Source organism: Pedobacter sp. FW305-3-2-15-E-R2A2 (assembly GCF_038446955.1).
Taxonomy (GTDB): Bacteria; Bacteroidota; Bacteroidia; order Sphingobacteriales; family Sphingobacteriaceae; genus Pedobacter.
Genome location: NZ_CP151803.1, coordinates 6,572,110 through 6,597,130, shown reverse-complemented (window position 1 = coordinate 6,597,130; position 25,021 = coordinate 6,572,110). Strand labels below are relative to the sequence as shown.

Annotated in this window: 21 protein-coding genes; 8 read left to right on the top strand and 13 right to left on the bottom strand. The window is 41.5% G+C overall.

Annotated elements, in window-relative coordinates; all coding sequences use genetic code 11:
* Positions 1-22 precede the first annotated feature (22 nt).
* Positions 23-685 (bottom strand): metal-dependent transcriptional regulator, encoded by a 663-nt coding sequence (locus tag AAFF35_RS26775; protein WP_342329540.1) that lies wholly within the window; start codon positions 683-685, stop codon positions 23-25.
* A 148-nt stretch (positions 686-833) separates the two neighbouring features.
* On the opposite strand from AAFF35_RS26775, the gene AAFF35_RS26770 reads away from it, so the two are divergent.
* Positions 834-3,113: a TonB-dependent receptor gene (locus tag AAFF35_RS26770; RefSeq protein WP_342329539.1), complete on the top strand. Its 2,280-nt coding sequence runs from the start codon at positions 834-836 to the stop codon at positions 3,111-3,113.
* A 24-nt stretch (positions 3,114-3,137) separates the two neighbouring features.
* Positions 3,138-4,280 carry a putative sensor domain DACNV-containing protein gene (locus AAFF35_RS26765; RefSeq protein ID WP_342329538.1) on the top strand — a complete coding sequence of 381 codons (1,143 nt, stop codon included), beginning with the start codon at positions 3,138-3,140 and terminating at the stop codon, positions 4,278-4,280.
* 93 nt (positions 4,281-4,373) lie between these two features.
* On the opposite strand, the gene AAFF35_RS26760 is transcribed toward AAFF35_RS26765, so the two are convergent.
* The gene (locus AAFF35_RS26760) at positions 4,374-4,532 is read right to left on the bottom strand and encodes a hypothetical protein (protein ID WP_342329537.1); all 159 of its coding nucleotides are present in this window, start codon (positions 4,530-4,532) and stop codon (positions 4,374-4,376) included.
* 374 nt (positions 4,533-4,906) lie between these two features.
* Here AAFF35_RS26760 and AAFF35_RS26755 point away from each other — a divergent pair, with 374 nt between their 5' ends.
* Positions 4,907-5,245, top strand: coding sequence for a PadR family transcriptional regulator (locus AAFF35_RS26755; protein WP_342329536.1), 339 nt, complete (start codon positions 4,907-4,909; stop codon positions 5,243-5,245).
* Positions 5,242-6,792, top strand: a complete 1,551-nt coding sequence (locus AAFF35_RS26750) for a PspC domain-containing protein (RefSeq protein WP_342329535.1) — start codon at positions 5,242-5,244, stop codon at positions 6,790-6,792. The genes AAFF35_RS26755 and AAFF35_RS26750 overlap by 4 nt, the downstream gene beginning before the upstream one ends.
* On the opposite strand, the gene AAFF35_RS26745 is transcribed toward AAFF35_RS26750, so the two are convergent.
* The 3 genes from AAFF35_RS26745 to AAFF35_RS26735 form a co-directional block, all read right to left on the bottom strand.
* Positions 6,793-9,510 (bottom strand): carboxypeptidase-like regulatory domain-containing protein, encoded by a 2,718-nt coding sequence (locus AAFF35_RS26745; RefSeq protein WP_342329534.1) that lies wholly within the window; start codon positions 9,508-9,510, stop codon positions 6,793-6,795. It lies immediately after the preceding gene.
* Between the two features lie 95 nt (positions 9,511-9,605).
* On the bottom strand, positions 9,606-10,781 hold the full coding sequence (locus tag AAFF35_RS26740) for a DUF4105 domain-containing protein (protein WP_342329533.1): 1,176 nt from the start codon (positions 10,779-10,781) through the stop codon (positions 9,606-9,608).
* 166 nt (positions 10,782-10,947) lie between these two features.
* On the bottom strand, positions 10,948-11,580 hold the full coding sequence (locus tag AAFF35_RS26735) for an NAD(P)H-dependent oxidoreductase (RefSeq protein ID WP_342329532.1): 633 nt from the start codon (positions 11,578-11,580) through the stop codon (positions 10,948-10,950).
* A 327-nt stretch (positions 11,581-11,907) separates the two neighbouring features.
* Here AAFF35_RS26735 and AAFF35_RS26730 point away from each other — a divergent pair, with 327 nt between their 5' ends.
* Complete coding sequence (locus tag AAFF35_RS26730) at positions 11,908-13,122, top strand: outer membrane protein transport protein (RefSeq protein WP_342329531.1); 1,215 nt, start codon at positions 11,908-11,910, stop codon at positions 13,120-13,122.
* A 23-nt stretch (positions 13,123-13,145) separates the two neighbouring features.
* Positions 13,146-14,435, top strand: coding sequence for an SGNH/GDSL hydrolase family protein (locus AAFF35_RS26725; protein WP_342329530.1), 1,290 nt, complete (start codon positions 13,146-13,148; stop codon positions 14,433-14,435).
* A gap of 61 nt (positions 14,436-14,496) precedes the next feature.
* On the opposite strand, the gene AAFF35_RS26720 is transcribed toward AAFF35_RS26725, so the two are convergent.
* The 3 genes from AAFF35_RS26720 to AAFF35_RS26710 all read right to left on the bottom strand — a co-directional run bounded on the left by AAFF35_RS26720 (position 14,497) and on the right by AAFF35_RS26710 (position 17,303).
* Positions 14,497-15,597: a DUF6266 family protein gene (locus tag AAFF35_RS26720; protein ID WP_342329529.1), complete on the bottom strand. Its 1,101-nt coding sequence runs from the start codon at positions 15,595-15,597 to the stop codon at positions 14,497-14,499.
* Between the two features lie 231 nt (positions 15,598-15,828).
* Positions 15,829-16,764: an IS3 family transposase gene (locus AAFF35_RS26715; RefSeq protein ID WP_342328044.1), complete on the bottom strand. Its 936-nt coding sequence runs from the start codon at positions 16,762-16,764 to the stop codon at positions 15,829-15,831.
* A complete protein-coding gene (locus tag AAFF35_RS26710) occupies positions 16,761-17,303 on the bottom strand; it encodes a hypothetical protein (protein WP_342328045.1) in 543 nt (180 codons plus the stop codon). Before AAFF35_RS26710 ends, AAFF35_RS26715 begins: the two co-directional genes overlap by 4 nt.
* A 205-nt stretch (positions 17,304-17,508) precedes the next feature.
* Between AAFF35_RS26710 and AAFF35_RS26705 the strand changes: the two genes are divergently transcribed.
* Complete coding sequence (locus AAFF35_RS26705; protein ID WP_074612931.1) at positions 17,509-18,210, top strand: AIM24 family protein; 702 nt, start codon at positions 17,509-17,511, stop codon at positions 18,208-18,210.
* Between the two features lie 88 nt (positions 18,211-18,298).
* Here the strand turns inward: AAFF35_RS26705 and AAFF35_RS26700 are convergent, their stop codons facing one another.
* Both AAFF35_RS26700 and msrA read right to left on the bottom strand, forming a co-directional pair.
* Positions 18,299-18,775, bottom strand: coding sequence for a copper resistance protein NlpE (locus AAFF35_RS26700; protein WP_342329528.1), 477 nt, complete (start codon positions 18,773-18,775; stop codon positions 18,299-18,301).
* Positions 18,776-18,892: 117 nt separating this feature from the next.
* Positions 18,893-19,459, bottom strand: a complete 567-nt coding sequence (msrA, locus tag AAFF35_RS26695; RefSeq protein ID WP_342329527.1) for a peptide-methionine (S)-S-oxide reductase MsrA — start codon at positions 19,457-19,459, stop codon at positions 18,893-18,895.
* Between the two features lie 290 nt (positions 19,460-19,749).
* Here msrA and AAFF35_RS26690 point away from each other — a divergent pair, with 290 nt between their 5' ends.
* Positions 19,750-20,712: a 2-oxoglutarate and iron-dependent oxygenase domain-containing protein gene (locus tag AAFF35_RS26690; RefSeq protein WP_124581458.1), complete on the top strand. Its 963-nt coding sequence runs from the start codon at positions 19,750-19,752 to the stop codon at positions 20,710-20,712.
* A gap of 82 nt (positions 20,713-20,794) precedes the next feature.
* On the opposite strand, the gene AAFF35_RS26685 is transcribed toward AAFF35_RS26690, so the two are convergent.
* From AAFF35_RS26685 to AAFF35_RS26675, 3 genes are all read right to left on the bottom strand, one after another.
* A complete protein-coding gene (locus AAFF35_RS26685; protein WP_342329526.1) occupies positions 20,795-21,367 on the bottom strand; it encodes a DUF1579 domain-containing protein in 573 nt (190 codons plus the stop codon).
* A gap of 106 nt (positions 21,368-21,473) precedes the next feature.
* A complete protein-coding gene (locus AAFF35_RS26680; protein WP_342329525.1) occupies positions 21,474-23,291 on the bottom strand; it encodes a serine hydrolase in 1,818 nt (605 codons plus the stop codon).
* On the bottom strand, positions 23,278-24,912 hold the full coding sequence (locus tag AAFF35_RS26675) for an amidohydrolase (protein ID WP_342329524.1): 1,635 nt from the start codon (positions 24,910-24,912) through the stop codon (positions 23,278-23,280). Before AAFF35_RS26675 ends, AAFF35_RS26680 begins: the two co-directional genes overlap by 14 nt.
* Positions 24,913-25,021: the final 109 nt, after the last annotated feature.

Below are 25,021 nucleotides of genomic sequence, written 5' to 3'. Positions count from 1 at the left end.
TTGAATGAATACAAATTTACGACTATCTCTTTACAAACAAACTTTCTGCAAACTTCATAGATACGTTTCGCGGTTCTTCATCTGCAATCTGTATGCTTAAAGAACCGTCAAAGTCAATGCGTTCCAGGACTTTAATTGCGGTACCGATGGTGATGGAAAGCTTTTCCAGGTATTGAAGAAATACAGTGGAAGTATCTTTCACTGCAACAACTTTACATAATTCATCTTCGTTCAGCTCCGAAAGTAAAACCTTATCTATGTTGGGGATTTCTCCGTTTGCCTTAGGGATGGGATCGCCATGAGGATCAAACTCCGGGAAATTTAAAAATTCTTCGAGCTTATCTACCAGCTTGGCCGACTGGATATGTTCCAGTTGTTCTGCCACTTCATGGACCTCATCCCAGCTGAAATCCAGCTTTTCATACAAAAAAGTTTCCCATAAACGGTGTTTTCTTAAAATCGCTATTCCATTCTGCTTCCCGGTTTCGGTGAGCAGAATCTTCCCGTATTTCTTATAGGTTACCAATTCCTTTTCCTTCAGCTTTTTAAGCATGTCTGTAGCCGTAGCAGGCTTAACACCCAAATAGGCGGCCATTTCATTGGTTCCGGCTTCAGGTTTATCTTCATTCTGAAAGCTCAGTTTCAATAAAGCCTTTAAATAGTTTTCTTCCGTGTAAGATAGCATGCTGCAAATATAAAACAATAAATGTCAAATTATATTTGTTAGACTAATCTAACTTTTATAGTTTTGTGATGTAATTATGGAAGTTAGATGAACTGGCCAGTTCTGATATTCGGATAACAACACACATTTTAAAAAACAAAACATACTAATGAAAGCTATCTCTATTCGAGCCGCCACCACGATCTTATTTATATTTTTTGCAATGTCGGCCTGGGCACAAACTGGAATCATTGAAGGAAAGGTTATTTCTGAAGGCAGCCCGCTTCCTCAGGTCAACATCAGCCTGCAGGGCACCAACTCCATCATCATGACCGATAGTGCGGGCCTATATAAAATGGCTGCAATAGCTGCGGGGACCTATAAAGTACAGGCCAGCGCAGTTGGTTTCAGAAAAATGAGCAAGACCATTATCCTGAAAAAAGGAGAACAGCTTAAATTGGACTTCGACTTGAGTAATTTTCAGAATGATCTGAATGAAGTGGTCGTAACCGGGACTTTAAAGGAAGTAAACCGGCTGGAAAGCCCGGTACCTGTAGAAGTATATACGCCTGCCTTTTTTAGAAAAAATCCTACCCCCAGTATTTTTGAAGCCCTACAAAACGTAAACGGTGTAAGGCCACAGCTGAATTGTAATATTTGCAACACCGGAGATATACACATCAATGGATTAGAAGGACCTTATACCATGATCCTGATTGATGGGATGCCCATTGTGAGTAGTTTATCTACTGTCTATGGCCTTTCAGGAATCCCGAATTCCCTGGTAGAGCAAATTGAAGTGGTAAAAGGACCTGCCTCTTCTCTTTATGGAAGTGAAGCCGTTGGGGGGCTGATCAATATCATCACCAAAAAACCTCAAAATGCACCCTTATTCTCTGCAGATGTCTTTGGAACAACGTATCAGGAGTTCAATGCAGACCTTGGCTTAAAAACTAAAGTGGGTTCTGCCACCGCATTAACCGGAGTCAATTATTTTAAATTCGGCAATGTGGTAGACCATAACCATGATAATTTTACTGATGTTACCTTACAGGACAGGATCTCTGTTTTTCAGAAATGGAATTTTCAACGCAAAGATAACCGCTTGTTTACCATAGCCGGACGTTATTTGTATGAAGACAGATGGGGTGGGGAAACGAATTGGAATAAGTCTTACCGCGGTGGGGACCAGGTTTATGGAGAAAGTATTTATACCAAGAGGTGGGAGTTTATCGGAAACTATCAGCTTCCTGTAAAGGAGAAAATTTTCCTTGCTTTTTCTTACAATAACCATGATCAGGATAGTCGTTATGGGATCAAATCCTATATTGCCACACAGAAAGTTGGTTTCGGACAACTGACCTGGGACAAAAAGCTAAAGAACCATGATTTACTGGTGGGTGCTGCATTGCGCTATACCTATTATGACGACAATACTCCGGCTACAGAACTGAATAACCCTGCAAAAAACATCTGGTTGCCTGGTGTCTTTGTACAGGATGAAATCACAATTGCCCCAAAGCATAAGTTCCTGGCAGGTTTCCGTTATGATTACAACTCTTTACATGGAAATATCTTTACCCCAAGATTTGCGTATAAATGGAACCTGAATGATAACAATATCCTCCGTTTAAATGCAGGTACAGGATTCAGGGTGGTGAATATTTTCACAGAAGACCATGCTGCACTAACAGGTGCCAGGGATGTGGTTATTGCTAACCAGTTGAAACCAGAGAAAACCTATAATGTGAACCTGAATTACCTGAGAAAAATGTATGCTGCTGATGGGACCTTCTTTGGAATAGAGACTTCTGCATTTTACACTTATTTCAACAACAGAATTATCGGAGATTTTGACACGGATCCTAATAAAATTATTTATAATAACCTCGACGGTTATGCGGTGAGTAAAGGTTTGACGGCCAATGTCGATATTGCCTTGAATAATGGACTGAAATTCGTATTGGGCGCAACCTATCAGGATGTGGCGACTTATGAGAAGGGTGTTAAAAAGCAGCAAATCCTGACAGAAAAATTCTCAGGAAACTGGGCGGTATCCTATAAAATAAGAAAGCTGGACCTTGGCATCGACTATACGGGGAACATTTACAGTCCGATGCGTTTGCCATTGCTGGGGCCTTTGGACCCAAGAAGGGAATTTTCTCCGGTCTGGAGCATTCAGAATATCCAGTTTACCTATAGTGGTTTCAACAAATTTGAAATTTATGGAGGCGTAAAAAACCTGCTCAACTGGACACCAAACAAAGGAAATCCATTCATCATCGCTGGGGCGAATGATCCCTTTGATAAAAATGTGGTATATGACGACAATGGGAAGGTAAAACCTACGGAGAGCAATCCTTATGGCTTAACTTTTGACCCTAATTATGTCTTTGGACCAAATCAGAATATCCGGGGATTTTTTGGCATTAGGTATACTATAAAATAAACATGAATAGCTTAACTTTATGGCATGATCTACCAGTCCACCTATCAGGCAGCACGGGTTATTGCCCCAAAAGTTGAAGCTATTTTTGCAGCACATCTTTCTGCAGCAAGAGAAAGCGGAGAAGATGATCTTGCACCATTGCCAACAGCCAATGTGGTTGAAGCCATCATTGATGCAACATTTTGGGCGAGCCTGCGCAAAGAGGAGGGACATTCCCCGAAAATATCACTGGCATATTTACCTCCTCAGCAAGCGGGTAACCCTTTGCTTTTTAAACACCGCCTGCCACTGAGCCCGGGGATTCTGACCAAGATTGCTCCAGGTGTAGAACGGGCAGGTATCCATTTAGGAGTCTGGCTGGAAGATGACGAATTGTTTATCTGGGGAACTACCGTTAGTATTCCCAACTTCTGCTTTGTATTGGATGTATCAGAGCCCGCTTTACTGGTGATTAAACACCGCAGGATTTATGGTTTCGGTAAGTTTACCAATATTGCAGTACTCAAAGGCGATCAGGTGAAAATGGTAGATGAAAACAATACCAATATGGCGGATTGCCCGCCGATGTTACTTTCATTACTGGACCTTACTGCGCCTTCTTACTGGAATGATTCGGTCAACGTAATGATTCAGCTGGCTGTTTCTATGAGGAGTCATGGAAGGGGGGGGACATTGCTGGTCGTACCCTCAGAAACAAACAACTGGTTGCAGTCGATCATTAAACCCATTCAATATTATATTCAGCCGGCATTTACCGGCTTGTCCAAACTGCTTCAGCAGGACCGGAAAGAAGCCAGTCAGATTTTCTGGCAAACGGCATTGAAGCGTGAAGTAGAGCATCTTGCTGGTCTGACGGCTGTAGATGGTGCGACGGTCATCAGCAGCGATTATGAGCTGCTGTCTTTCGGTGCTAAAATCGGTAGGGCAAAAGGAAAGGAGAATATTGATGAACTTTCTTTCTCTGAACCGATTAAAGGGGGAGATGCAATCGTGGTTCATCCGACCAAAGTTGGTGGAACAAGGCACCTTTCTGCCGCTCAGTTTGTGCATGACCAAAGGGATGCGACTGCCCTGGTTGCTTCTCAGGATGGACATTTTACCATTTATACCTGGTCTGAAAGTCAGGGGAGGGTACAGGCCCACCGCATCGACACCCTCTTATTATAAGCCATTTAAAGCGGAACCAATGCGCATAAAAAAAGCGTACCCTGGAGAACGCTTAATTAAAAATTAATTAATCTAAAGGCTAAATTTTCGGGATCAGGAAAAGACGATTGCCCCGACAATTACCGCCACAAACAGCAGGATGATCACTATACGGTCTACCTGGATCCATTCACTTTTAGTGAGTGGTCTTTCTTTTTTTTCCTCTTTTTGCCTTGCAAAAACCTGAAGAATAGAGTAAGGTTTACTTAACATAGTTGGCTGTTTTTTAGTAATTCATTTAATGCAAACTGCGAGCCAAAAAATTAGTGGAATGTGAAAAAGTTAATAATTTTCATTTCTTCCTTGATTTTGAGACTAGTTTGTGACTTTTGTCCCTCATTTATAATGAGTTGTTGTCCATTAGTTCTCCATATTGTCCTTTTTTTAGCCATTTCGGAAAGGTGAATTTTTAACTCCATTTATTCCGGGAACCTGGCTCTAAATTCCCGATTTTTCCTTGATTGTTGATTTGTATAAAATCAGAATGTAAAATTATCTATCTGATAATAAGTTGTTTATGTCAAATTTGTTATTTATTATAGTACTATGTATTGCATATTACTATATAAAACATATAACTTTGTATTATGATAGCAGAAAATACGCAAACACAAATGCGAAAGGGCATACTGGAATACTGTGTGCTCCTGATCATATCCAGAGGTGAGATCTATGCTTCTGATATTATCGCAGAATTAAAGACAGCCAAATTGTTGGTGGTAGAGGGAACTTTGTACCCCTTACTTACCCGCTTAAAAAATAATGGCTTACTGAGTTATAACTGGGTCGAGTCCACGTCAGGGCCTCCCCGGAAATACTACCTGTTAACGGCCGAGGGTAAAGCCATCCTCAGCCAACTGGACCATACCTGGCAGGAGCTGGCTTATGCAATAGAAACTTCCAAAACTAATTTAACCAACTCATGAAGAAGACACTTAACATAAATATCGGTAACTCCATCGTTCACATCGAAGAGGATGCTTACGAAATGCTGACCATTTACCTGAACGAAGTAAAACACCATTTTTCAAAAAATGCAGATGATTTTGAAATCGTTACAGATATTGAAAACAGGATTGCCGAAATGTTTGGCGAGATCTTGTCCATCCAGCAAAAACAGGCCATCAATATAGAAGATGTCAAATCAGTAACCGCACAGATGGGTTCTGTAAAAGATTTCGAAACTTCTGAGGAATCCGAAGGAGCTGAAGATCCGCTTGCCCATATCCCACCGTATGATGGCGTAAAGAAATTATACCGGGATACCGATCAGGCGATGGTTGCGGGAGTATGTGTTGGTCTCGGTCATTATCTGAATATTGAAGCCCGCTGGATCCGTTTGGCAGCTTTGATCTCTATGCTTATCGGAGGATCCGGAGTACTCGCTTATCTTATCATGTGGATCGTTATTCCAAGGGCAGAAAGTAAGTCGGAAAAGATGACAATGAGGGGGGAAGCGCCTAACCTGAGGGGCTTTGCCAATAGCCACCTGAATCCCTTGATGAAACAATCACGTGGTTTTATTGCTGAATTTTTTGAATTTCTGGGCAGCTTTATTCAGGGTGCAGGAAAAACATTATTTAAAATCATTGCGGTAGGAATTATCATTTTCGGTTCTTTATTTCTCTTGTTTCTGATTGTTGCAGTTGCCGGTTTATTTGGAATCTGGGATTCCGATGTGTACAGTTACTTTCCGGTGAGCATGGTCAATGAGGATTACCTCAGTTCTTTGGTGATCGCTGTATTTATTGTCTTTGCAGTTCCATTGCTGGCCTTGGTATTGTTCTCTGTTCGCGTTGCTTTCAATGGCAGAGCGATTAATAAAACCCTTTCCTTTGGTCTGTTGATCATCTGGCTTGGAGGCGTAGTCGTGAGTATATTTTACATTGCTAAAATCACGACTGAGTTTAAAGAACGTGCAGAACTGGCACAGGTTACGCCATTGGTTGCGCATAAAACCATTTTCCTGACGGTAGATAAAACGCGTTTCTTTAGCAAGGAGGATAGTGTTAACTATCACATTGAGTCTTACCATCAAAATGGACGCAGAATCTTAAATGATCACCATGGGCCTTTTGATGAGCCAAGAAATGTAAACCTTAGAATTGAAAAAAGTGAGAATGGAAAAAGTGAACTGGTTAGAAATTATAGTGCACAGGGGAAAACTTTTGAAGCTGCTTTAAAACAAGCACAGAACATCCGTTATGAATTTGTACAAAAGGACTCTCTGTTGAATTTCAGCTCCCGTTTACAGCTGACTAAAAAAGCCAGTTGGAGAAATCAGGAAGTAGATTTGATGCTGAGGGTGCCTGTAGGTACCCATTTAAAAATCAGTCGTGATCTGGAATGGTTTTTAAATGGGTACAATTACTGGAACTGTAATGAGGATGGAACTGCCGAATTCACAGAGTGGATCATGACAGATACAGGCTTAAAATGTCTGAATGAACGTAAAGATTCAGACAACGAATAACTATTTTACGGTGTAGCGGTAGACAGATCGGGTAACATTTCCGAATTTGTCTACCCCTTCAATTACTGCTCTGTAAGTTCCTTTGCCATCTGCATTAAAATACTCTAAGCTTAGTGGCGTTGTTCCGGTGGTAATTACTTTTGGGTTCCAGTAAATGGTTGTTCTTAAATCATTAAAATTATAAGTGTTTGCCGGGTTGATATATTTTGGCATATAAAACTCTCTCTGTTTGCTGAAGCCTTTTGGATTGAATTTTAACATGTTCTGCTGAGGCAGCATTTTCTTCAGATCGGCAATACTCATCGTGCTTTTCTTGATCTTCTTTGTATTTACTACCAATACACCATTGGTATTGTACATTCTGTTTACCGTTCCAAGTTCATCTTTCGTAAAGACCTCTACGGATTCTACTTCCGTAGGGACTACACTCAATAAAGCCAGATAATCTACTGCCATTCCATTGATGAAAATCTGTACAGGAACCCTGCTTCCGGCCTGATAGTCCCGGGTTACATAGAAATTGTTTTCAAAAAAGGTAAGCCCCATAGCCATGGTTTGAAGGCAGAGCGCAATAGAATTACAATCTTTCAGGCGTTCCCCATCGATCACTGTTCCCGTAATAGAACTTAAGCCCGCCAATGCAGAGTGGTCCGCATGACTAGGTTTTTTAACTTTCGCCCCTTCGATTTTTACTTCTTTTAAGGTGCGCAGGTAGTTGTACTGGCGTTTGCTGTTGCTGAGGTAGGCAGATAGGGTACTGTCAATATTGCTTACTTCTTCTGCCGGGTAAGGGTTTTTACCAACCTCAGGCAAAGGTGATCCGTCCAGCATGATCATCAGGTTGGAACCATTCGTGCTATATTTAGCATTGATCAATACTTCTGAGGAATCCGGAATGGATAAGTTAGGAAAAGCGAAAAGACCAGATGGACTGGTCACTGCTTCCGAAGAAATGTTCGTTCCCGGAACGGTTAAACGTAAAGCACCTTTTCTTACCGGCATTCCGGTCCGGTCCCTTAATGTTCCGGTGATGCGCATGTCTTGCTCCGGTAAATAGGTTACAGGAGGGAATTTATTGGCCAGGATATCTTTATACGCAAAACGGCGGTACCCTTGCGTCAACATCAGGAGATCAAGGTCTGCCAGTTTTTTCTCATCCGGCTTAGTGAAATAGTAATTTGGTTTTTCAATGTATCCCTGTAAATCTGAAGTCAGCAGAAGGGAACTCAATATGGTTGTCTCCGTGTCTTCGTCAACAGGAACTTTAGTTTCGTCAGTAACAGAGATGGAATAATTTCCCTCCAGTGGCTGAGTGGCATTCTTAGGACTGACAGTCAGCTTTACTTTTTGTCTTGGTTTATAAGATGGAAGGTCTGATTTAAAGGTCAGACTTTCATTTATCGGGTAGTTGAAGGCCAGTCTTTCATTAATTGGCTCTCCGGATTCAGAGAATAATGTAATCTGAACTATTCCGGCAGGGAATTTATCTTTAGGGATCTTTGCTGAATTGACTTGTGTGGCCAGACGTGTTTTTGCAGCATAATAAATGATACCGCCCTGTGTTGCTACAATAAAGAAGGTCTTTCCTTTGTTTTGCTGAAAATAGCTGTCGTTGGCCAGGATCTTAAGGTTAAAGGCCGCTGGGTCTGTGTTGGTGATCTGATTGATGATGCCTGAGGGAACAGCTTTAGGTAAATCAAAGCTTTTGCTTGTGCCATCTTTAAAGGTAATGTTTGCTTTATAGCTTTTGTCACTTTCTACATTCAGGTAAAAAGAGCCCATTCCCAGGTGACTGGAGGTAAAATTGCTAAGCGTATTTCCTTGATTATCAGTAATTGTTCCTTTAAGGTCTATACCTAAGCCTTTAGCGGTAACCGCTTTGAAGCTTACCCGAATGGCCAACCCGCTGATCATCTCTCCGCCTTCGGGGAAAAACTGAATGTCATGTGTAGTCGCTACCGGTCTTAAATTAAAGCTGTTGGTGACGATATCTTTATCTGTCAGATTGAGTTCCGTAATTAGTTCACCATTGGTGATGAGCTCGTTTTTTCTGGGTTCAATCTTTATTTTTAGAATCCCGTTCTGATCCGTTGTTCCCTTTCCTTTACTAACGACATCATAATTAGAGATTACTTTCCAATTGACCGTTTTATTTGCCTGTGCTACCTTATCCGGGTTTTTAAACTGGACCATGGCCTCAATGCTCTGACTTTTATCGCTCTGTGTATTCTTATAGCTGAAATGAGTGATGAGTTGTTTGTCAATTGCTTCTCCAATAGGAATCGTCTTGCTGAAAAAGAATTTGTCGCTAGAGTTGAGCATCCATACTGTATAGGCCCTGATGTAATAATTTCCTTGTTTATAGGTTCCGGGTGTAAGCGGGATGTTTCCGGTAGCCACAGCATTCACTGTAGGCAGTTTGATGGTTTGTACCAGAGAATCTTTGGCATTCACCACATCGACATAAACAATCTTACTGAGCTGTGAAGGGATGTTTTGCTCCATGGTCAGATAAGCCTTAAACCAAATGGTATCGGCAACGCTGTAATAAGGTTTATCAAAATGGACATAGACCTTTTCTACGGGATGTTCATCCGAAAGTTTCTTGGTTTTGCTAATGATGTTGTCTAGGACGACACTGTCTTGTTGTGCACTGGCCGAAAGATGCGCAGTAACGGATAGCAGTATAAGGGCAATAAAGAAGTTTATAAATCTCATCAAAATAGTTCAATACGGTTAATATGGCTAATATATTCATTTATGAATTGAATAGCCATATTAACCGGCATGTTTAACACTTTTTGACATTCGGTTTATTCCTTTCCCGGTAAAATATGGAAGCTTAGCCATAAAATCAGCAGCAGTAAAAGCGGGAATAAAGCAGGGAAAGGCATAGTGTTGATATATAAGAAGATAAATGTCAGTATCCCGGCAAGGAAGACAATCGCTGCCATCTTTGATGTTTTCCTGAAAAACAAGGCCGGATAAAATGGATGACACCATAAAATATTGAAATTATGTCGCATCAGATCCAGTTCTGAATAGATAGAGAGGTAAATAAGGAGCAAGCCGGCAGCACTCAGGAGAAGGAGAAAAGATCCACTGAGGAGAGAGGCTGACCGTTTTAATACAGGATATTTTCGGATGTCGATCAGCAGTCTGCCCAGGATGGGAAATAAAAGGAGTAAAATTAATCCATAATACAAGGTGCTCAACAGGAAAGTGTGGCTACTGGCATTTGGATTAGCCTTATATAAATAAGTGATGGGGCCGGAGAACTTGCGTTCCGGGAATTGCATTTCGTCAATTCTTTTTCGCAGGGTATCGGGCAAAAATAAGCTGAGGGTCCTGTTGGTCAGGGTATCGGATTGCTTGCCGAGAAAGCTGTTCATGCCAATCATTTCAAACTTATCGTGTTTCAGATAGGGGGCCAGTAGTTCCCGGATGGAAGGCCCTTTTCCCTTGCTGACTTCCGATAAGGACTGGTCAAAATCAGGACCTATAGATTCCGATAAGAGGTCGATGATTTTAGTGGAACAGTTTTGCCTGATGAAATCATAATTATAAGACCTGTTTTCAGGCTTTATTTGTGTCTGTAGAATGGAAATTAGCTTGCTCTTCCCGGTTTCGCTCAAGTGCAGCTTTTGTTCCGTAACGGATTGTTCATCCATCAGGTAAGAACGGATAAAGGTCTGGTAATCTGTTTGGGACAGAAAGTATTTCATTCTGCCATGGAGAAAGTTGACATAGAATCCCGGGTCATTGGTGTCAAAGGTTCCATAATTGTAAACAAGGTCCAGCTGATGAGCTTCATCCCTGATCCGGATCGCGCTATGTCCAAACAGGGCATAAATATACCGGTCGGTTTTTTCGCAGGTCAACAGGCTAACCGAAATGTTCTGGAGGCTGGGGATAGGACTTGATATACTTGCTTTATGACACAGCAGGAAAAAAATGCTGAGGATTAGAAACTTTTTTAATATTCTCATTAGGAGCAATCTGGAGCGAAAAATCTGTTACAAAGATGTGAATATCCTATTAATAGAATATAAAATGAGGATTATCTTTAGAGAATAGAAAAAAAAGAGAAGGTGGTAAAAATAATTAACCCGGCATAGTGAAGCTATACCGGGTTATAAAGCGGCTTTCTATTGCCTATTTAAATTCAATGATGAAATCTTCTAATGGGGTACGTACCTTTTTCAGGTTCACCAACCAATCGCCACTTTCGTCTCTGTATCCAAGAGGTAATAAAGTTGTGGTACGAAGGCCTTTTTCTTTTAAGCCTAGTAACTCGTCCAGTGCTGCCGGATTGAAACCTTCCATTGGGGTTGCATCAACTTTTAATAAAGCGGCTTCAGCCAGGGCAACACCAAAACCAATGTATGCTTGTTTTGCAGCGTGGTTAAAGTTTTCCTCAGGAGTTTTTGCAGTATACGTTGCCACAAGGTTGTTGACATAGTCTGAGTGTGAATCTTCAGGCATACCACGCTCTCTGTTGCCATGTGCAAATACGTTTCTGATGTTTTCTTCCGTGTAATTTTCCCATGCAGCAAAAATTAACAAATGTGAAGAATCTGTAATCTGAGATTGTCCGTAAGCAAGAGCTTTGATTTTTTCTTTTAATTCCGGATTGGTAACCACAATAATCTTGAAAGGTTGCAAACCTGAAGAAGTAGGGGCAAGGTGTGCTGCAGCAAGGATCTGGTCAACTTTATCCTGTGGAACTTTCTCACCGTTCATTTTTTTTGTGGCATAACGCCATTTTAATGCTTCAATTAAGCTCATATTCTTATTTTTTTATCTAAAATTTTTCTTTTTTTGCGTGTAAGTTATATGGCGACTAAATAAATAACACTGTTAGCAAATGTAGGTATGTTACTGATATCTTGTCCATTGTTTTTTGCTTTTTACTTTTAGATGATACTTGATTGTGACAAAAAGTATGCGATAACATTTGGATTAGTTTTTTTTATTCCGTAAAATCGTTTATTGTTATGCAAGCATAATTGTTTTATAGCAAACTCAATCAAATTGAAATTGTTAATCTACCACAAGATCGACATTAAATGTTTCTTTGAGATAAACCGAATATCAATTTAACCCTATCTAAATATGAAAAAGATCCTACTAAGCTTTTTACTGGCTGTGCCTATTTTAGGCTACTCCCAATCCTTTCAGGTAAACCTTCAAGGCCAAAAGCAAACCGCCATGGGAGGTGCCGGAACAGGCCTTGCCCTGGACGAAGCTGCTGTGTTTTTTAATCCGGGAGCAGTCTCCTTCCTAAAGAAAAATGGTGTTCAGGCCGGTATCAGTCCGCTGTACCTTAAAACGGCATTCCGCGAGAATGGATCGAACATTACGGAATATAATAAAGATAAAATAGCCACTCCTGTGATGGGCTATGCGGTATTCGGTTCACCGGCCAACCGTCTTAGATTTGGTATCGGTATTTACACTCCGTTTGGTGGTGCGATGCACTGGAAGGAAGACTGGACAGGAAAATATACCGTAACCTCTCTTGACTTACAGGCGATTTATATCCAGCCAACATTAAGTTTAAAAATTACAGACAATATTGGTATCGGTGGAGGTTTGGTGTATTCTTTAGGAAAGGTTGACTTGAGAAGAGCCATTCCAATCACGAAGTCAAATGGAGAAGCCTCGACTGCAAAACTAAAAGGCGATGCAAAAGATTTTGGCTGGAATGCAGGTATCTATGTTCAAACAGTGTCTGGTGTTTCTATCGGGGTTACCCACCGTTCACAGATCACTGCAAAAGTTAAAAATGGCGATGCCATCTTTGATGTACCGGATGCTTTGAAGGCGAGTATGCCAACGAGATTTAATGCAGAACTTCCTTTGCCGGCAACAACGTCGATTGGTTTGGGTTTCTATCCTTCAGATAAAACCACTATTGCGGTTGATGTGAACTGGGTGCACTGGAATAAATATAAAGAACTGGCTTTTGATTATGACAACAATGCCAGAATTCCTGATACTAAATCACCGAGGAATTATCATGATGCTGCGGCCTTCCGTGTGGGGATTCAAAATCAAACCACTAACAGATTAGCACTTCGTGCAGGTATTGCTTATGCGATGACTCCGGTAGGAAAAGGGTATGTAACACCGGAAGTTCCGGATGCGGACCGCCTTCTGTTAAGCGCAGGTCTTGGATTTAAAGCATCTGAAAGGTTCCTTATTGATTTGTCTTTCCTATATGAAAATGTGAAAGCCAGAAATGAAACTAATATTGAAACAGGCTTGAGCGGTGAGTTTAAAACTGCAGCGTATATCCCAGGCATCTCTTTCTCTTATAAATGGTAGTTAACCTTTTCAGAAAAAACATAATGAAATCAAATTTTATATATAAAAGTATTTTTGCGGTCGCTATTCTTGGAATGGCTTCCTGCAAACCAGAGCTAAAAGACATTACGCCTACCAAAGGGTCGGCTGATTTTTCAAGATACATCGCTGTAGGAAATTCCCTGACTTCCGGTTATGCGGATAACGGATTGTTTCTGGATGGACAGAAAAACTCCTATCCTGGAATGATCGCTGAACAAATGAAAACTGTAGGTGGTGGCGCTTTTTCTACACCATTTTTTAAAGATTCGGAAGCGGATGGTTCGGGACATTTGGTGCTGAAAGGATTCGATGCAAAAGGATTACCACAAATCGCAATGCAGACCACCAATTTGGCGGTAAGACCAGAATCGGGTGCGGTAACGCTTTTTACGAAGTATACGGGAGATCTTAACAACTATGGCGTTCCGGGGATTAAACTATTGCACATTACTGTTCCTCAATATGGTAACCTGAATGGATTCTATGAAAGGTTGTTGCCAGGAAATGCTCCTGGAAATACGACCCCATACCTGGACTTCGTAACGGCTAAGCCTTATACTTTCTTTAGCATGTGGCTGGGGAACAATGACATCCTGGGCTATGCCAGTTCGGGAGGTGCAAATCCTGCAGATCAGCCAACGCCTAAAGCGACTTTTACTGCTTTATACAATCTGGCCGCGAACAAGATGACGGGTAATGGCGCTAAAGGGGTGGTCGCAACAATTCCTGATGTTTTAGGTACACCTTATTTTAATACGGTTACTTTGGCTTCAATATTAGCAACGGTACAGGCAACTGCACCTACAGTGACTGCAATTTATATCAGGACGGGTGCCGGGGTAAGCAGAGCAGCAACGGCTCAGGATTATTTCGTACTTCCTTTGCTTTCTGCAGGGGTGATCGGAGTACCTACAGGAGGAATTCCTTATGGTTTACATCCACTAAATCCAATCGAAAGCAAATGGGTCTTGGATAAAGATGAGGCTGCTGTAGTTGCGGATTATACCACTGCTTATAACAATACCATCAAATCCGTAGCGGCAGCTAAAGGTCTGGCTTTGGTAGATGCTTATGCTTTGCTGAAAGATTACGGTGCAGGTAAAGATGTAAACGGAGTAAGAGTAAGTGCAGCTTTCATTACAGGCAACATCTTCTCCTTAGATGGGATTCACCTGACTCCGATGGGATATTCTATCGTAGCCAATGAGTTTATCAAATCTATCAATGCAAAATATGGCGCTTCTATTCCAATTGTAGATGTGACGAAATACAGAGGGGTGAAGTTCCCTTAGTTTATATCAGTAACCCTTATTTAAAGCGGTAGGAGAAGTCGAAGCGAATAGCAGATTTCTCCTACCGCTTTTTTGTGGGTTTGTACCGCATGTTGCTATGCCCATGACCTTCCTTTAACGCAGTATAGTAATGGCCTTTGACCATCTTAGTATATAGATCTGTGACGACAACGACAAAACGGTTGCTAAGCCCATCCTTTAGACGCAGATGTTCAAAACCGGAAGTATCCGTCAGATAAACAAGTGCTGAAAGTCCATTTAAAGGAATGTCAGGCCTTAAAAGCCCCTGATCTTTTAGTTTCTGGATATAGGTCAGCATATTGCCGTTCAATGAGGTTGCTTCGACCGCCTCTATCGTCTTATGACTTAGGGTTTGTTCCAGTTCTCTATCGCTAAGTTCAGTGGTGATGAAATCATTTTGCTCATTTATCAAATCAGGTTCCCCGGGGGTTGGTTCAGGAACTTGCGTTTCTGTTGATTGATGAGGTTTCTGGACTATTTTGCTATGCTGATGATCATCGGCTGGTCCCGGAATACGCAGCTTGCCTAAATACTGGCTATCGGATTGTTTAGACCTGTCCTTAGCCACTACAGCGATATAAATAGCTACTTCTTTACCTGTCAGATCATGATCAAGCTTTAAAACATCAGTGCCTGAACCTCTGAAATTACCGAGCGATTCATAACAGGCTTTTTTGCCCTCCAGGTCTATCGCTAAAAGCATTACCTGATCCTTAGGGGAAGCACTGTAGGAAGAGGCTGTACTCCAGTTAAACCTCAACAGGTCCGGGCGTTCCAATTCTACAGTCGTATCATTTAGGCCAGCAAGTACACCTCCGCTAAATTTAAATCGCTCAGGATCAATCAGACAGTCGTCTCCGTTTACTTGAACAGCATGTGTTTTATTATATGATATGGCGCCTCTGGTGCCTCCGGTCTTAGTCCAGTAATCTTTGAAACCAATTTTTATTAAGGATTTGATGCAGTTTAGGGTGTCCTGTACCAATTTAAACTGTTTTCTGTTTTTTAATTCCGCAGCTGTAGCAGGAGCAGTCCGTTCAGATACAGATCGCATCCTGTCTTCGCCATAGGTTCTATAGCCGACAACACTACCTATTTTTCCGGTAAAACCACCCAATATTCCATTCTTTATTGTAGCCATGATGTTTTGTTTATCTATAATTAGATAACAATATAGGAATATTTTACAGTATTATTTTATGATCAGTTGCTTTTTAAAATAATCTAACACGATTCTTTTAAGCTGTTTAAACGCTTACGACCGAGTTGGCACCGAGTGAATATCGTGTGAGAAGCGCTTAGGATGCTGGTAATTAGAAAGCTGTCTTATCCGTGTATGGCTATACAGGTTATTGAATTAATTTTAAATTGACTATACACTCAAATTTGTTATTCCTGATCGGGTTATACAAGTTTGATTTTCCTTTGTTTTGTACTTTTTAGGCTTCCATCTTTTCTTAAAGATTCCCCGTTTAAGATGCGCCTGTTCTGGTGTGAGATAATCACAGCTTGCATGCGGTCTTAGTTGGTTATAAGTTTGAATATTCTCTCTGATTCTCTTTGTTGTTTCTTTAAAACTTGCTTTAGAACTATGCATATCAAACTCCGCTTTTAATATTCCATTTACCCGTTCTGCTATTGCATTTTCATAAGGGTCTCCATTTTCAGTCATGCTTATTGCTACCTGATTTTCGGTAAGCAGGTCCACATAGTTTTTACTACAATATTGTGATCCCCGATCAGAATGATGTATGAGCTGATCTTGGGGGTGTTTACGTGTTTTGACAGCCATATCAAGCGCGTCTATACATCCTTGAGCAGATAAATCAGTCCTAAAAGCCCATCCCATGATCTTTTTAGAATAGGCATCTGTGATAAGGCTTAGATATCCCCACTGTTTTGTCAACTGAATATAAGTAATATCACTTACCCAGACCTGTTCGGGACGGTGGATGATCAATTCCTTGATCTGGTTATTATATTTTCGCATCCAATGCCTTGAATTAGTTGTCACCGCTTTCCTTTTTCGTGTTCTGATATGGAGGCCATGCTCCCGCATTAGGCGAAATAAATAGTCCCTTCCAATTTTAATATCGTGCGCTGACAACACTTCCTGCAGCATAAAATGCAGTTTCAACGTACCTATTCGCTTTTGCTTTTCCCGAATACGCAGTACATGCTGCAAAATGATCTCATCTTTTAAACCCTCATCCTGTACTCGCCACTGGTGGTCGTAATACGCATGTCTTGTTTTGCCAAACAGTCTGCACAGCAACCTGATCCCAAGTTTTGGGAAGTCCTGTTTCATTTTGATGACTGCCTGGCACCAGACTTTTTTCTGATGTCGATTTTAAGCTGTTCTTCTGCAATATCGATCAGAGTATCAAGGGCCTGGATTTTCAAATTGGCCTCTGCCAAAGCTTTTTGTAAAGCTTCGAGTTCTGTACTACTGGAATCAGTTGTCGTGTTTTTGGCCACTTCTAGAGGTTTGAGAAGGCTAATCTCTACATTTTCTTCCTTATTTTTCTTGATCCAGTGTCTTATAATACTTGGATGGGAAATATTATATGAAACCTGGGCCTCCCGAATGCTCATACCGTTTTCTACCGCCCGAATTACCGAACGTCTTTCTGACGGTGTATAGGATTTACGTTTTGAACCCGATAAACCCGAGTTTCCCAGCCATTCTACAAGCGTGCTGCTTGACATACCGTATTCTTCCATAAGATCTCTACGGGGAACGCCTTGGGCTTCGAGCTCCACAATATGCGCTATTAATCGCTTGTCATAACGCTGATTTTTACTCCTTCTTTCTGAAATGATAAATTCTGTTTCTGTTATTTCCATACACTGTTTTTTTGTATAGCCTTTTTAGGAATGGACAAGCCTTTTAGTTTACAAGAGCTTGCTTCTACATCAGCTTAATCTATGTTGAAGATAATGGTTGTCAGCAGGCCTGAATTTAACCTACGTTTTTACGCAGTTTTTAAGAGTATGTACTTTTATGTTTCTATATTCATTCAACTTATAAATTAAAATAAATAGAATTTACATGAACAAAAGGGAATACACGCTTAATGAATTTATTCTGGAGGCTGCAGAAGATCCGAATGAAAATGATTTCTTTGAACTGGAAAAGCCGGCTTTACTGGAGGTAAATCTTAAGAATCAAAAGATAATGGCCAAAGCCGGATCAATGGTTGCCTATATAGGTAATATTGATTTTAAAAGAGAAGGTATGATGAGCAAAGGGCTCGGAGGGTTGCTTAAGAAAGCAATATCCGGAGAAGGTACTTCGTTAATGTATGCTACCGGGACGGGTAAATTATACCTGGCTGATGAAGGTAAAAAGGTGAAAATCATTAAGCTGAAAAACGAAGCCATCTTTGTGAATGGCAATGATGTTCTGGCCTTGGAGGAAAGTATTCAGAATGAAATCAAAATGCTTAAAAGTGTTGCTGGTATGATGTCTGGAGGCTTATTTCAGGTAAAGCTATCTGGTTCTGGCTATATTGCCATTACTACTCATGGAGAGCCTATTCTATTAAAGGTGACTCCTGGTCAGCCTGTTTTTACCGATCCAAACGCTACTGTAGCCTGGTCTGAAAATCTAACGCCAAAAATCAAAACGAATTTAACATTCGGTTCATTTATTGGAAGGGGTAGTGGAGAATCTTTTCAACTGGAGTTTATGGGTGAAGGATGGGTTTTAGTTCAGCCTTACGAAGAAGTGAAGTACGCTGCTAAATCTTAAGCAGGTAGAAAATGATAAACGGAATTAATTAGAACCATAAATGATAAAGGGCCTATAAAACATCAATGTTTTATAGGCCCTTTATCATTTATTTCTTAAGGACGTATTTGTCTGCCAGTGCTCCGGTGATTTCTTTTCCCTCCATATCCAGTTGTATCAGTTTATTTTCTCCAACAAAATAAGTATTTGGCTGATCCTTTAACCCAATGAGTTCTACTTTTGAGCCTGTGCTATCCCATTTAAATGTTCCTTTATCCTGAGGAAACTTCGTGTCTTTGCCCATGTAATTTGTTTTCAGTACAAAGGTCATGTCCTGGTTAAGGGTAAGCTCTGTCTGGATGCCTTCACAATCTGCACAAGGAAGAACTCCTTTATAAGTGCCATTCCAGTCCAGGGAATTCTGGGCATTATGGCCATCGTTGATGGCTGTATTTTCTGTTTTTGCAGTGCTGTCCAGTTTTTCAGTTTTTGAAGTGCTGTCTGCATCAGATGTCTTTTTTGTTTCATTAGTACAGCTCCATAATAATATGGATGCTGCGGCGAGAGTTAAGATTTGTTTTTTCATTGGTAATGAGTTTGTCTTTATTGCTGTCTTACTTCTAACGGCTGGGAAAGCGTTTTGTTTTACAAAAAAGCGGTTTGGATTTAACATCCAAACCGCTCGTAGCCCTTAACGGTTATTTTAGTGCTTTAGCTTTGCTTTAAAGACCTTTTCCAGCTTTTCCAGTTTAGGAAGGATAACCATGCGGCAATATGGCTGACTTCCATTTTTATTGAAGTAATCCTGATGATAGTTCTCGGCTACGTAAAAGGTCGCTGCTTTATTGATCGCAGTGACCACTGGTTTTCCAAAAGCATGAGTGTCATTCAGTTCTTTTTTATACTTCTCTGCAATTTGTTTCTGTTCCTCGTTATGGTAGAAAACCACGGAACGGTACTGAGTGCCCACATCCGCACCCTGACGGTTTAAAGTAGTCGGATCATGGCTCTTCCAGAAAACCTCTAAAAGTTCATCATATTTTATTTTAAGAGGGTCATAAGTAACCTCAATTACCTCTGCGTGTCCGGTTGTTCCGGTACAGACATCTTCATATGAAGGGTTGGCTACCTCGCCGCCCTCATAGCCGGACCTTACACTGCTGACTCCGTCAAGTCGCTGGAAAAGTGCTTCTGAACACCAGAAACATCCCATTCCAAAAGTTGCTTTCTGTAATTTTTTAGACTGTGCATCAGCTTGGTCTGCTGACAACGCTGATAAGAAAACTAGGACCATAATTGATAAATACTTCATGATTGTAAAAACAAGTTGAAAAAACACTTTTCAAGATATATTACGTAAGAGCAGGCTTTATAGTTTTTATAGAATACCCTTCGTAACCTAAATTACATTTGACTGATAATTTGATTTTTCAATCAGAAAAATGTGCATAACTTAATCTCGTTATTTGCAGAATGTTACGCAAGATAAGTATTGTTATTTAACGTTTATTAACAATTCTTTCTTAAATTTATCCTGTTAATACCTATAAATAAATCAATATGTCAACACCTTATATTCCAAGTTTAGATCTGAGCTCTTACATCGATGGCGATGAAGCACAGCGTAAAAAGTTCTCTGACGAATTGGGCAGGGCCTTCAATGATTCTGGTTTTGTAACCATTACTAATCATGGTGTAAGTCAGGAGTTAATTGATAAGCTATATAAAAATATTCAGGCAGTTTTCGGACTGAGCCCGGAGCAGAAAAAGAAATACGAAAAGGTGGAACTTGCCGGTCAGCGTGGATACACCAGCCCTGGAAAGGAAACAGCTAAAGGTGCTAAAACTGCCGATTTAAAAGAATTCTGGCAGATTGGTCAGGAGGTGACCGATGGCGATGTGATCAAAGCAGAATATCCGGATAATGAGGTCTTGGAAGAGCTTCCTGAATTCAATGAAGTAACCCGTGAAATCTATCAGCGATTGGAAGATAATGGTAAACATCTTTTACGTGCCATTGCTACTTATCTGTCCCTGCCGATTGATTATTTTGATAAACATGTACATAATGGCAATTCGATCCTAAGAGGAATTCATTATTTCCCGATCGAAAATCCGGATGCTTTACCTGATGATGCAGTTCGTGCAGGTGCACATGAAGACATTAACCTGATTACTTTATTGATCGGTGCGAGTGCCGACGGATTAGAAGTCCTGACCCGCAGTAACGAATGGCTGCCAATCAAAGCTGGTCATACCGATATCGTAGTAAATGTTGGAGATATGTTGCAACGATTAACGAACAATAAATTGCGTTCTACAACGCATAGAGTGGTAAATCCACCGCGTGAACTGATGAAAACTTCCCGTTTTTCTGTTCCTTTCTTCTTGCATCCACGTTCAGATATGGATTTAACCAGCCTGGAATCTACCATTGATGAGGCACATCCGAAAGTATATGAAGATATGACTGCCGGAGAATACCTTGATGAGCGTTTAAGAGAAATCGGATTAAAGAAATAATCCATTTTCGATGAATTATAAAAGGGTCCTTAATGAAAGTTAAGGACCCTTTTTTATTAAAGTTCACAGACAGAATTCCAGCTTATTTTTTTCTTGAATATTTGATCTCCATGTTTTTCATTTCTTTTCCGTCCATGTTACAATACATTTCCAGGATCTGGTTGTTCTCATCTACAAACTTCATCACCTGGCGAATGTTGGTGTCTTTCCCGGTCATGGGATCTACACAGGTGCCCTTAAAGTTGATCGACTTAGAGGCGTCATCCCAGGTGCCATCCATGTGCATAATACCTGTACCCATGTTGTCTATCCAGCTGCTGACAAAAGCTTTTTTCGAATTGTCATAGCCCATAATGCTCATTCCTTCAAATGGCATTCCCATCATGGTTCCTTTGAAAAGACATTTTTGATAACGGCCGCCCATAATCATTGAATTTTCTGAGCTTCCTTTACTTTTTTCCGGGGGTGCTCCGGGTACCATCCACATGGTTACTTCTGCATCCCATTGCCCATTATCCTTAGCCATCATTTTGTGTACATCGCCAGGGGTCATATAGGCTTGCCAGGCTTTCATCATGGCATCATCCTGTGCCTGAACCCGGCAGGTTATGACAAGCATCAGCAATGCCATAACAGTTAATGTTAACTTTTTCATTTCATTAGTTTTTGGTTTTGTATGGTACTCACTAATTTACCTTTAATCCGGAAGGTATCAAAATAAAAGTTATCAAAAATGTTACAATGAAATCTGTTTGTTTCCTTTAATCACTGCCCTTTTCTATCGCTTTGTAAATAGCGTCCTGAATTCTTGGACGGATTTTCATGCTGCCTAATTTCTCTGATACCGAGGGGTTTACCCTGTTGGATAAAAAGACGTATACCAGGCCTTTCGCGGGGTCTACCCATACACAGGTTCCGGTATATCCGGTATGCCCGTAGGTTTGCGGAGAGGCCAGTTCTGAAGGATACTTCTTGCTCGCATCCGGATCCCAACGGTCAAAACCCAGTCCTCTTCTGCTCACATCGGATTGTTTTTGAGTGAACATATCTACGGTCTGTGGCTGAAAATAACGGTTGCCACCATAGCTGCCTTTATTTAGCAGCATCTGGTAAATGATGGCCACGTCGTTTGCGCTGGCAAATAGACCTGCATGCCCGGAAACACCTCCTGCCAATGCAGCGCCCTGGTCATGTACATATCCTTCCAGTAAGGTTTTCCTGAAATAGGTATCCTGTTCTGTAGGGACAATCTGATCTTTGGTAAAGCGGTTGCGGGGTAGGAAGCCTGCGGTTTGCATGCCAAGTGGCTTGTAGAAATTTTCCCAGACATAGGTGTCGAGGGGAATTCCGCTCAGACGTTCAGAAATTTCTTTCATTACATACATACTGATGTCGCTGTATACGTACTTACCGCGGGTTTGAATCGGGGAGTTCAGCATTTTCGGCCACATGAAGTCTTTGAAAAAACCTTTTTTGATGTAATAGAAGTCGGCGACTTTAGTTGGGTAAGCAGCACTGGAATCCCTGCTGTAATCTCCTGCTTTTACAAAATTGTGGAAAGGGATATAGGGAATGAAGCCTGCCTGATGCAACATCACTTCACGAACCTTAATGTTGTTCATAGGTGATAATCTTGCTTTGGGAATATAGGCTCCGATATTGGTATCCAGGTTCAGTTTGTGCTCTTCAAAAAGGCGCATTACCGTTGGGGTAGTGGCGGTGGTCTTTGTTAAGGAAGCAAGATCAAAGATGTCGGTTACTTTTTCAGGGAGTCCGTTGTTATAGGTGTGGTTTCCGTAAGCTTTATTGAAAATGACCTTCCCGTCTTTGGCAACCAGTACCACGATTCCAGGCGCTGCCTGAGCGCGGATGGCTTCGTTGGCGATGTTGTCAATTTCTTTCAGGTTGTCTGAGTTGACGCCTGCATCTTCTGGAAGCGTGTACTTTAAGCGGGTAGGGCTGGTTAGGGCTCCCGATCCTGCTGTGTATTTTGGAGAATAATTGGCCGTTAGTTTTTTGCTGATGCCGATTCCACCAAAGATCATTTGAGGAATGGTAAGGGCTGCCTCCTCGTTATTCTGGTTGGCCCAGATCAAGGGTACGGTGAGTCCGTCAAAGGCCAGCAGGCTTCCGGTTTCCCCGAATAGGGAAATAATAATTTTTTTACTTTTCGCCAGGCTGCCGATGAAACTGGTGTTTCTGGGGTCGTTAACCGCCGAGACCGGAAGGGAGATGATGACCAGGTTGAAGTATTTAAGGTCGTCTTCCAGGTCGTTTAGTGTAGTTGAGCTTAAATATTGATCAGAAGAGAAACTGCTTACTTTGGTGTATTTGTTCAACAGGCTGTCGAATGTGGTATGAAAGGCAAAGCCAAGGCTGACCGAAGCAATGTTCTTTTTGTCCAGATCGATCAAAGGGATGGTGTTTTCCTGGTTGTTCAGCAATACGGTATTGCTGCTGATGGTACGGAGAAGAGATAATTGTTGTTGGTTTTGCTGGTGATTCTGCGCGCAGGCATTGAAGGTAAATAGGGCAATGAAACTGGTGGCGATGATCCCTGCAAGGTTATTTTTTCTCATATACTTTTTCTCCGTTAACATAGGTTTTTAATACTTGTGTGTTTAATATTTTTGAAGGGTTACTTTTCATCAGATCCTGATCAAGGATGATGAAATCAGCAAATTTCCCTTTTTCAATGCTTCCTTTTTCTTTTTCTTCAAAGTTTGCTTTCGCTGCCCAAATGGTCATTCCCCTCAGGGCCTCTTCTCTGCTCAATGCATTTTCCATTTGGAAGCCTCCTGCAGGATAATTTTTTGAATCTTTTCTAACTGTTGCCGCATAAAATGTGAAGATAGGGTTGATGTCTTCTACCGGGAAGTCTGTACCCAAAGGTAACCAACCATTTTGTTGCATCAATTGTTTGTAAGCATAAGCACCTTTTAAGCGTTCTTTGCCTAAACGGTCCCCAGCCCAATACATGTCGGAGGTGGCGTGGGTGGGCTGAACAGAAGGAATTATGTTGGCACTGCCAAAAAGCCCGAAATCTTCAGGGGCAACGACCTGTGCGTGTTCTATCCGCCAGCGTTTGTCGTTTTTTCCACCCAGGACTTTGTTGTAGATTTTCAGGATACTGCGGTTGGCGGAATCGCCGATAGCATGGGTACACATCTGAAAGTCGTGTTTGGCGATCTTTTCTGCAACTTCCTCGAAATGTTTTGGATTGCTGAGCATGAAGCCTGTTTTATTCGGCAGGTCATGATATGGATGCAATAGGCAGGCACCTCTGGAGCCCAAAGCTCCATCTGCGTAAACTTTAAAAGCACGGACATTGAGGCGGTCGGTTTTAATCGCCCCGCGACTGAACAAATAAGTGTAATTTGGTTCGCTGTCTGATAGCATCAAGTATAAACGCATTTTTAAGCTTTTTGATGCATGGAGTTTTTCAACGAGGCTAACTAAGCTGGCGTCTACACCACAATCGTCAATGGTGGTCAGGCCGGCAGCAAAACATTTGGCTTGTGCATCGAGTAATATTTTTTCCGCCTGTGAGGCTGTTGATCCGGGAATTTTACGATTGACCAGGTCTACGGCATTATCGATCAGTAGTCCGGTCAGTTTTCCGTTGTTTTCCACGATTTCTCCACCGGTAAGTGTGTAACTCCGGGTAATTCCGGCAGTGGTCAGTGCTTTTTGATTGGCTATTGCTGCATGACCGTCGATTCTGCTGAGCAATACCGGGCGGTCAGGAAAGAGGAGGTCAAGCTGTGCTTTGTCTGGAAATTGTTTGTCCACCCAGTCGTTTTGGTCCCAGCCTCTGCCAATCAGCCAGCCCTCAGGATGGGTCTTTGCAAACTCACTCAGGCGCTGTGTGACTTCCTCCCAGCTGCTGGTGCCCCTCAAGTCGGCGGTTTGCAAGCTCTCTCCGTAACCAAAAAAATGGGCATGCGCATCAATGAAGCCAGGGTAGACGCTTTTTCCGGCAACGTCGACTTCTTCCGTCGCCCTGAATTGTTTTCTGATTTCGGCACTGCTTCCGACCCCGATGATCCTGCCATCTTTCACCGCAAAAGCTTCTGCAGTGTCAAATTTCTCATTTACGGTATAAACTTTACCGTTGTAGACAACTAAATCGGCTTTTTGAGCGTTGCAGCTACTGAAAAGCAAGCTTGTGATGGTTAGGGTCGCGAAGAGGGCTTTCATTGGTATTTGTTTTACTTTTTATAGGTTTTTTCTGGCTTTCTATTGATTTTTAAATGATCTCAGGAACTCAAGGGCCCTGTTCAAAGGCGCTCAAGAGCTGGTAAGCTCG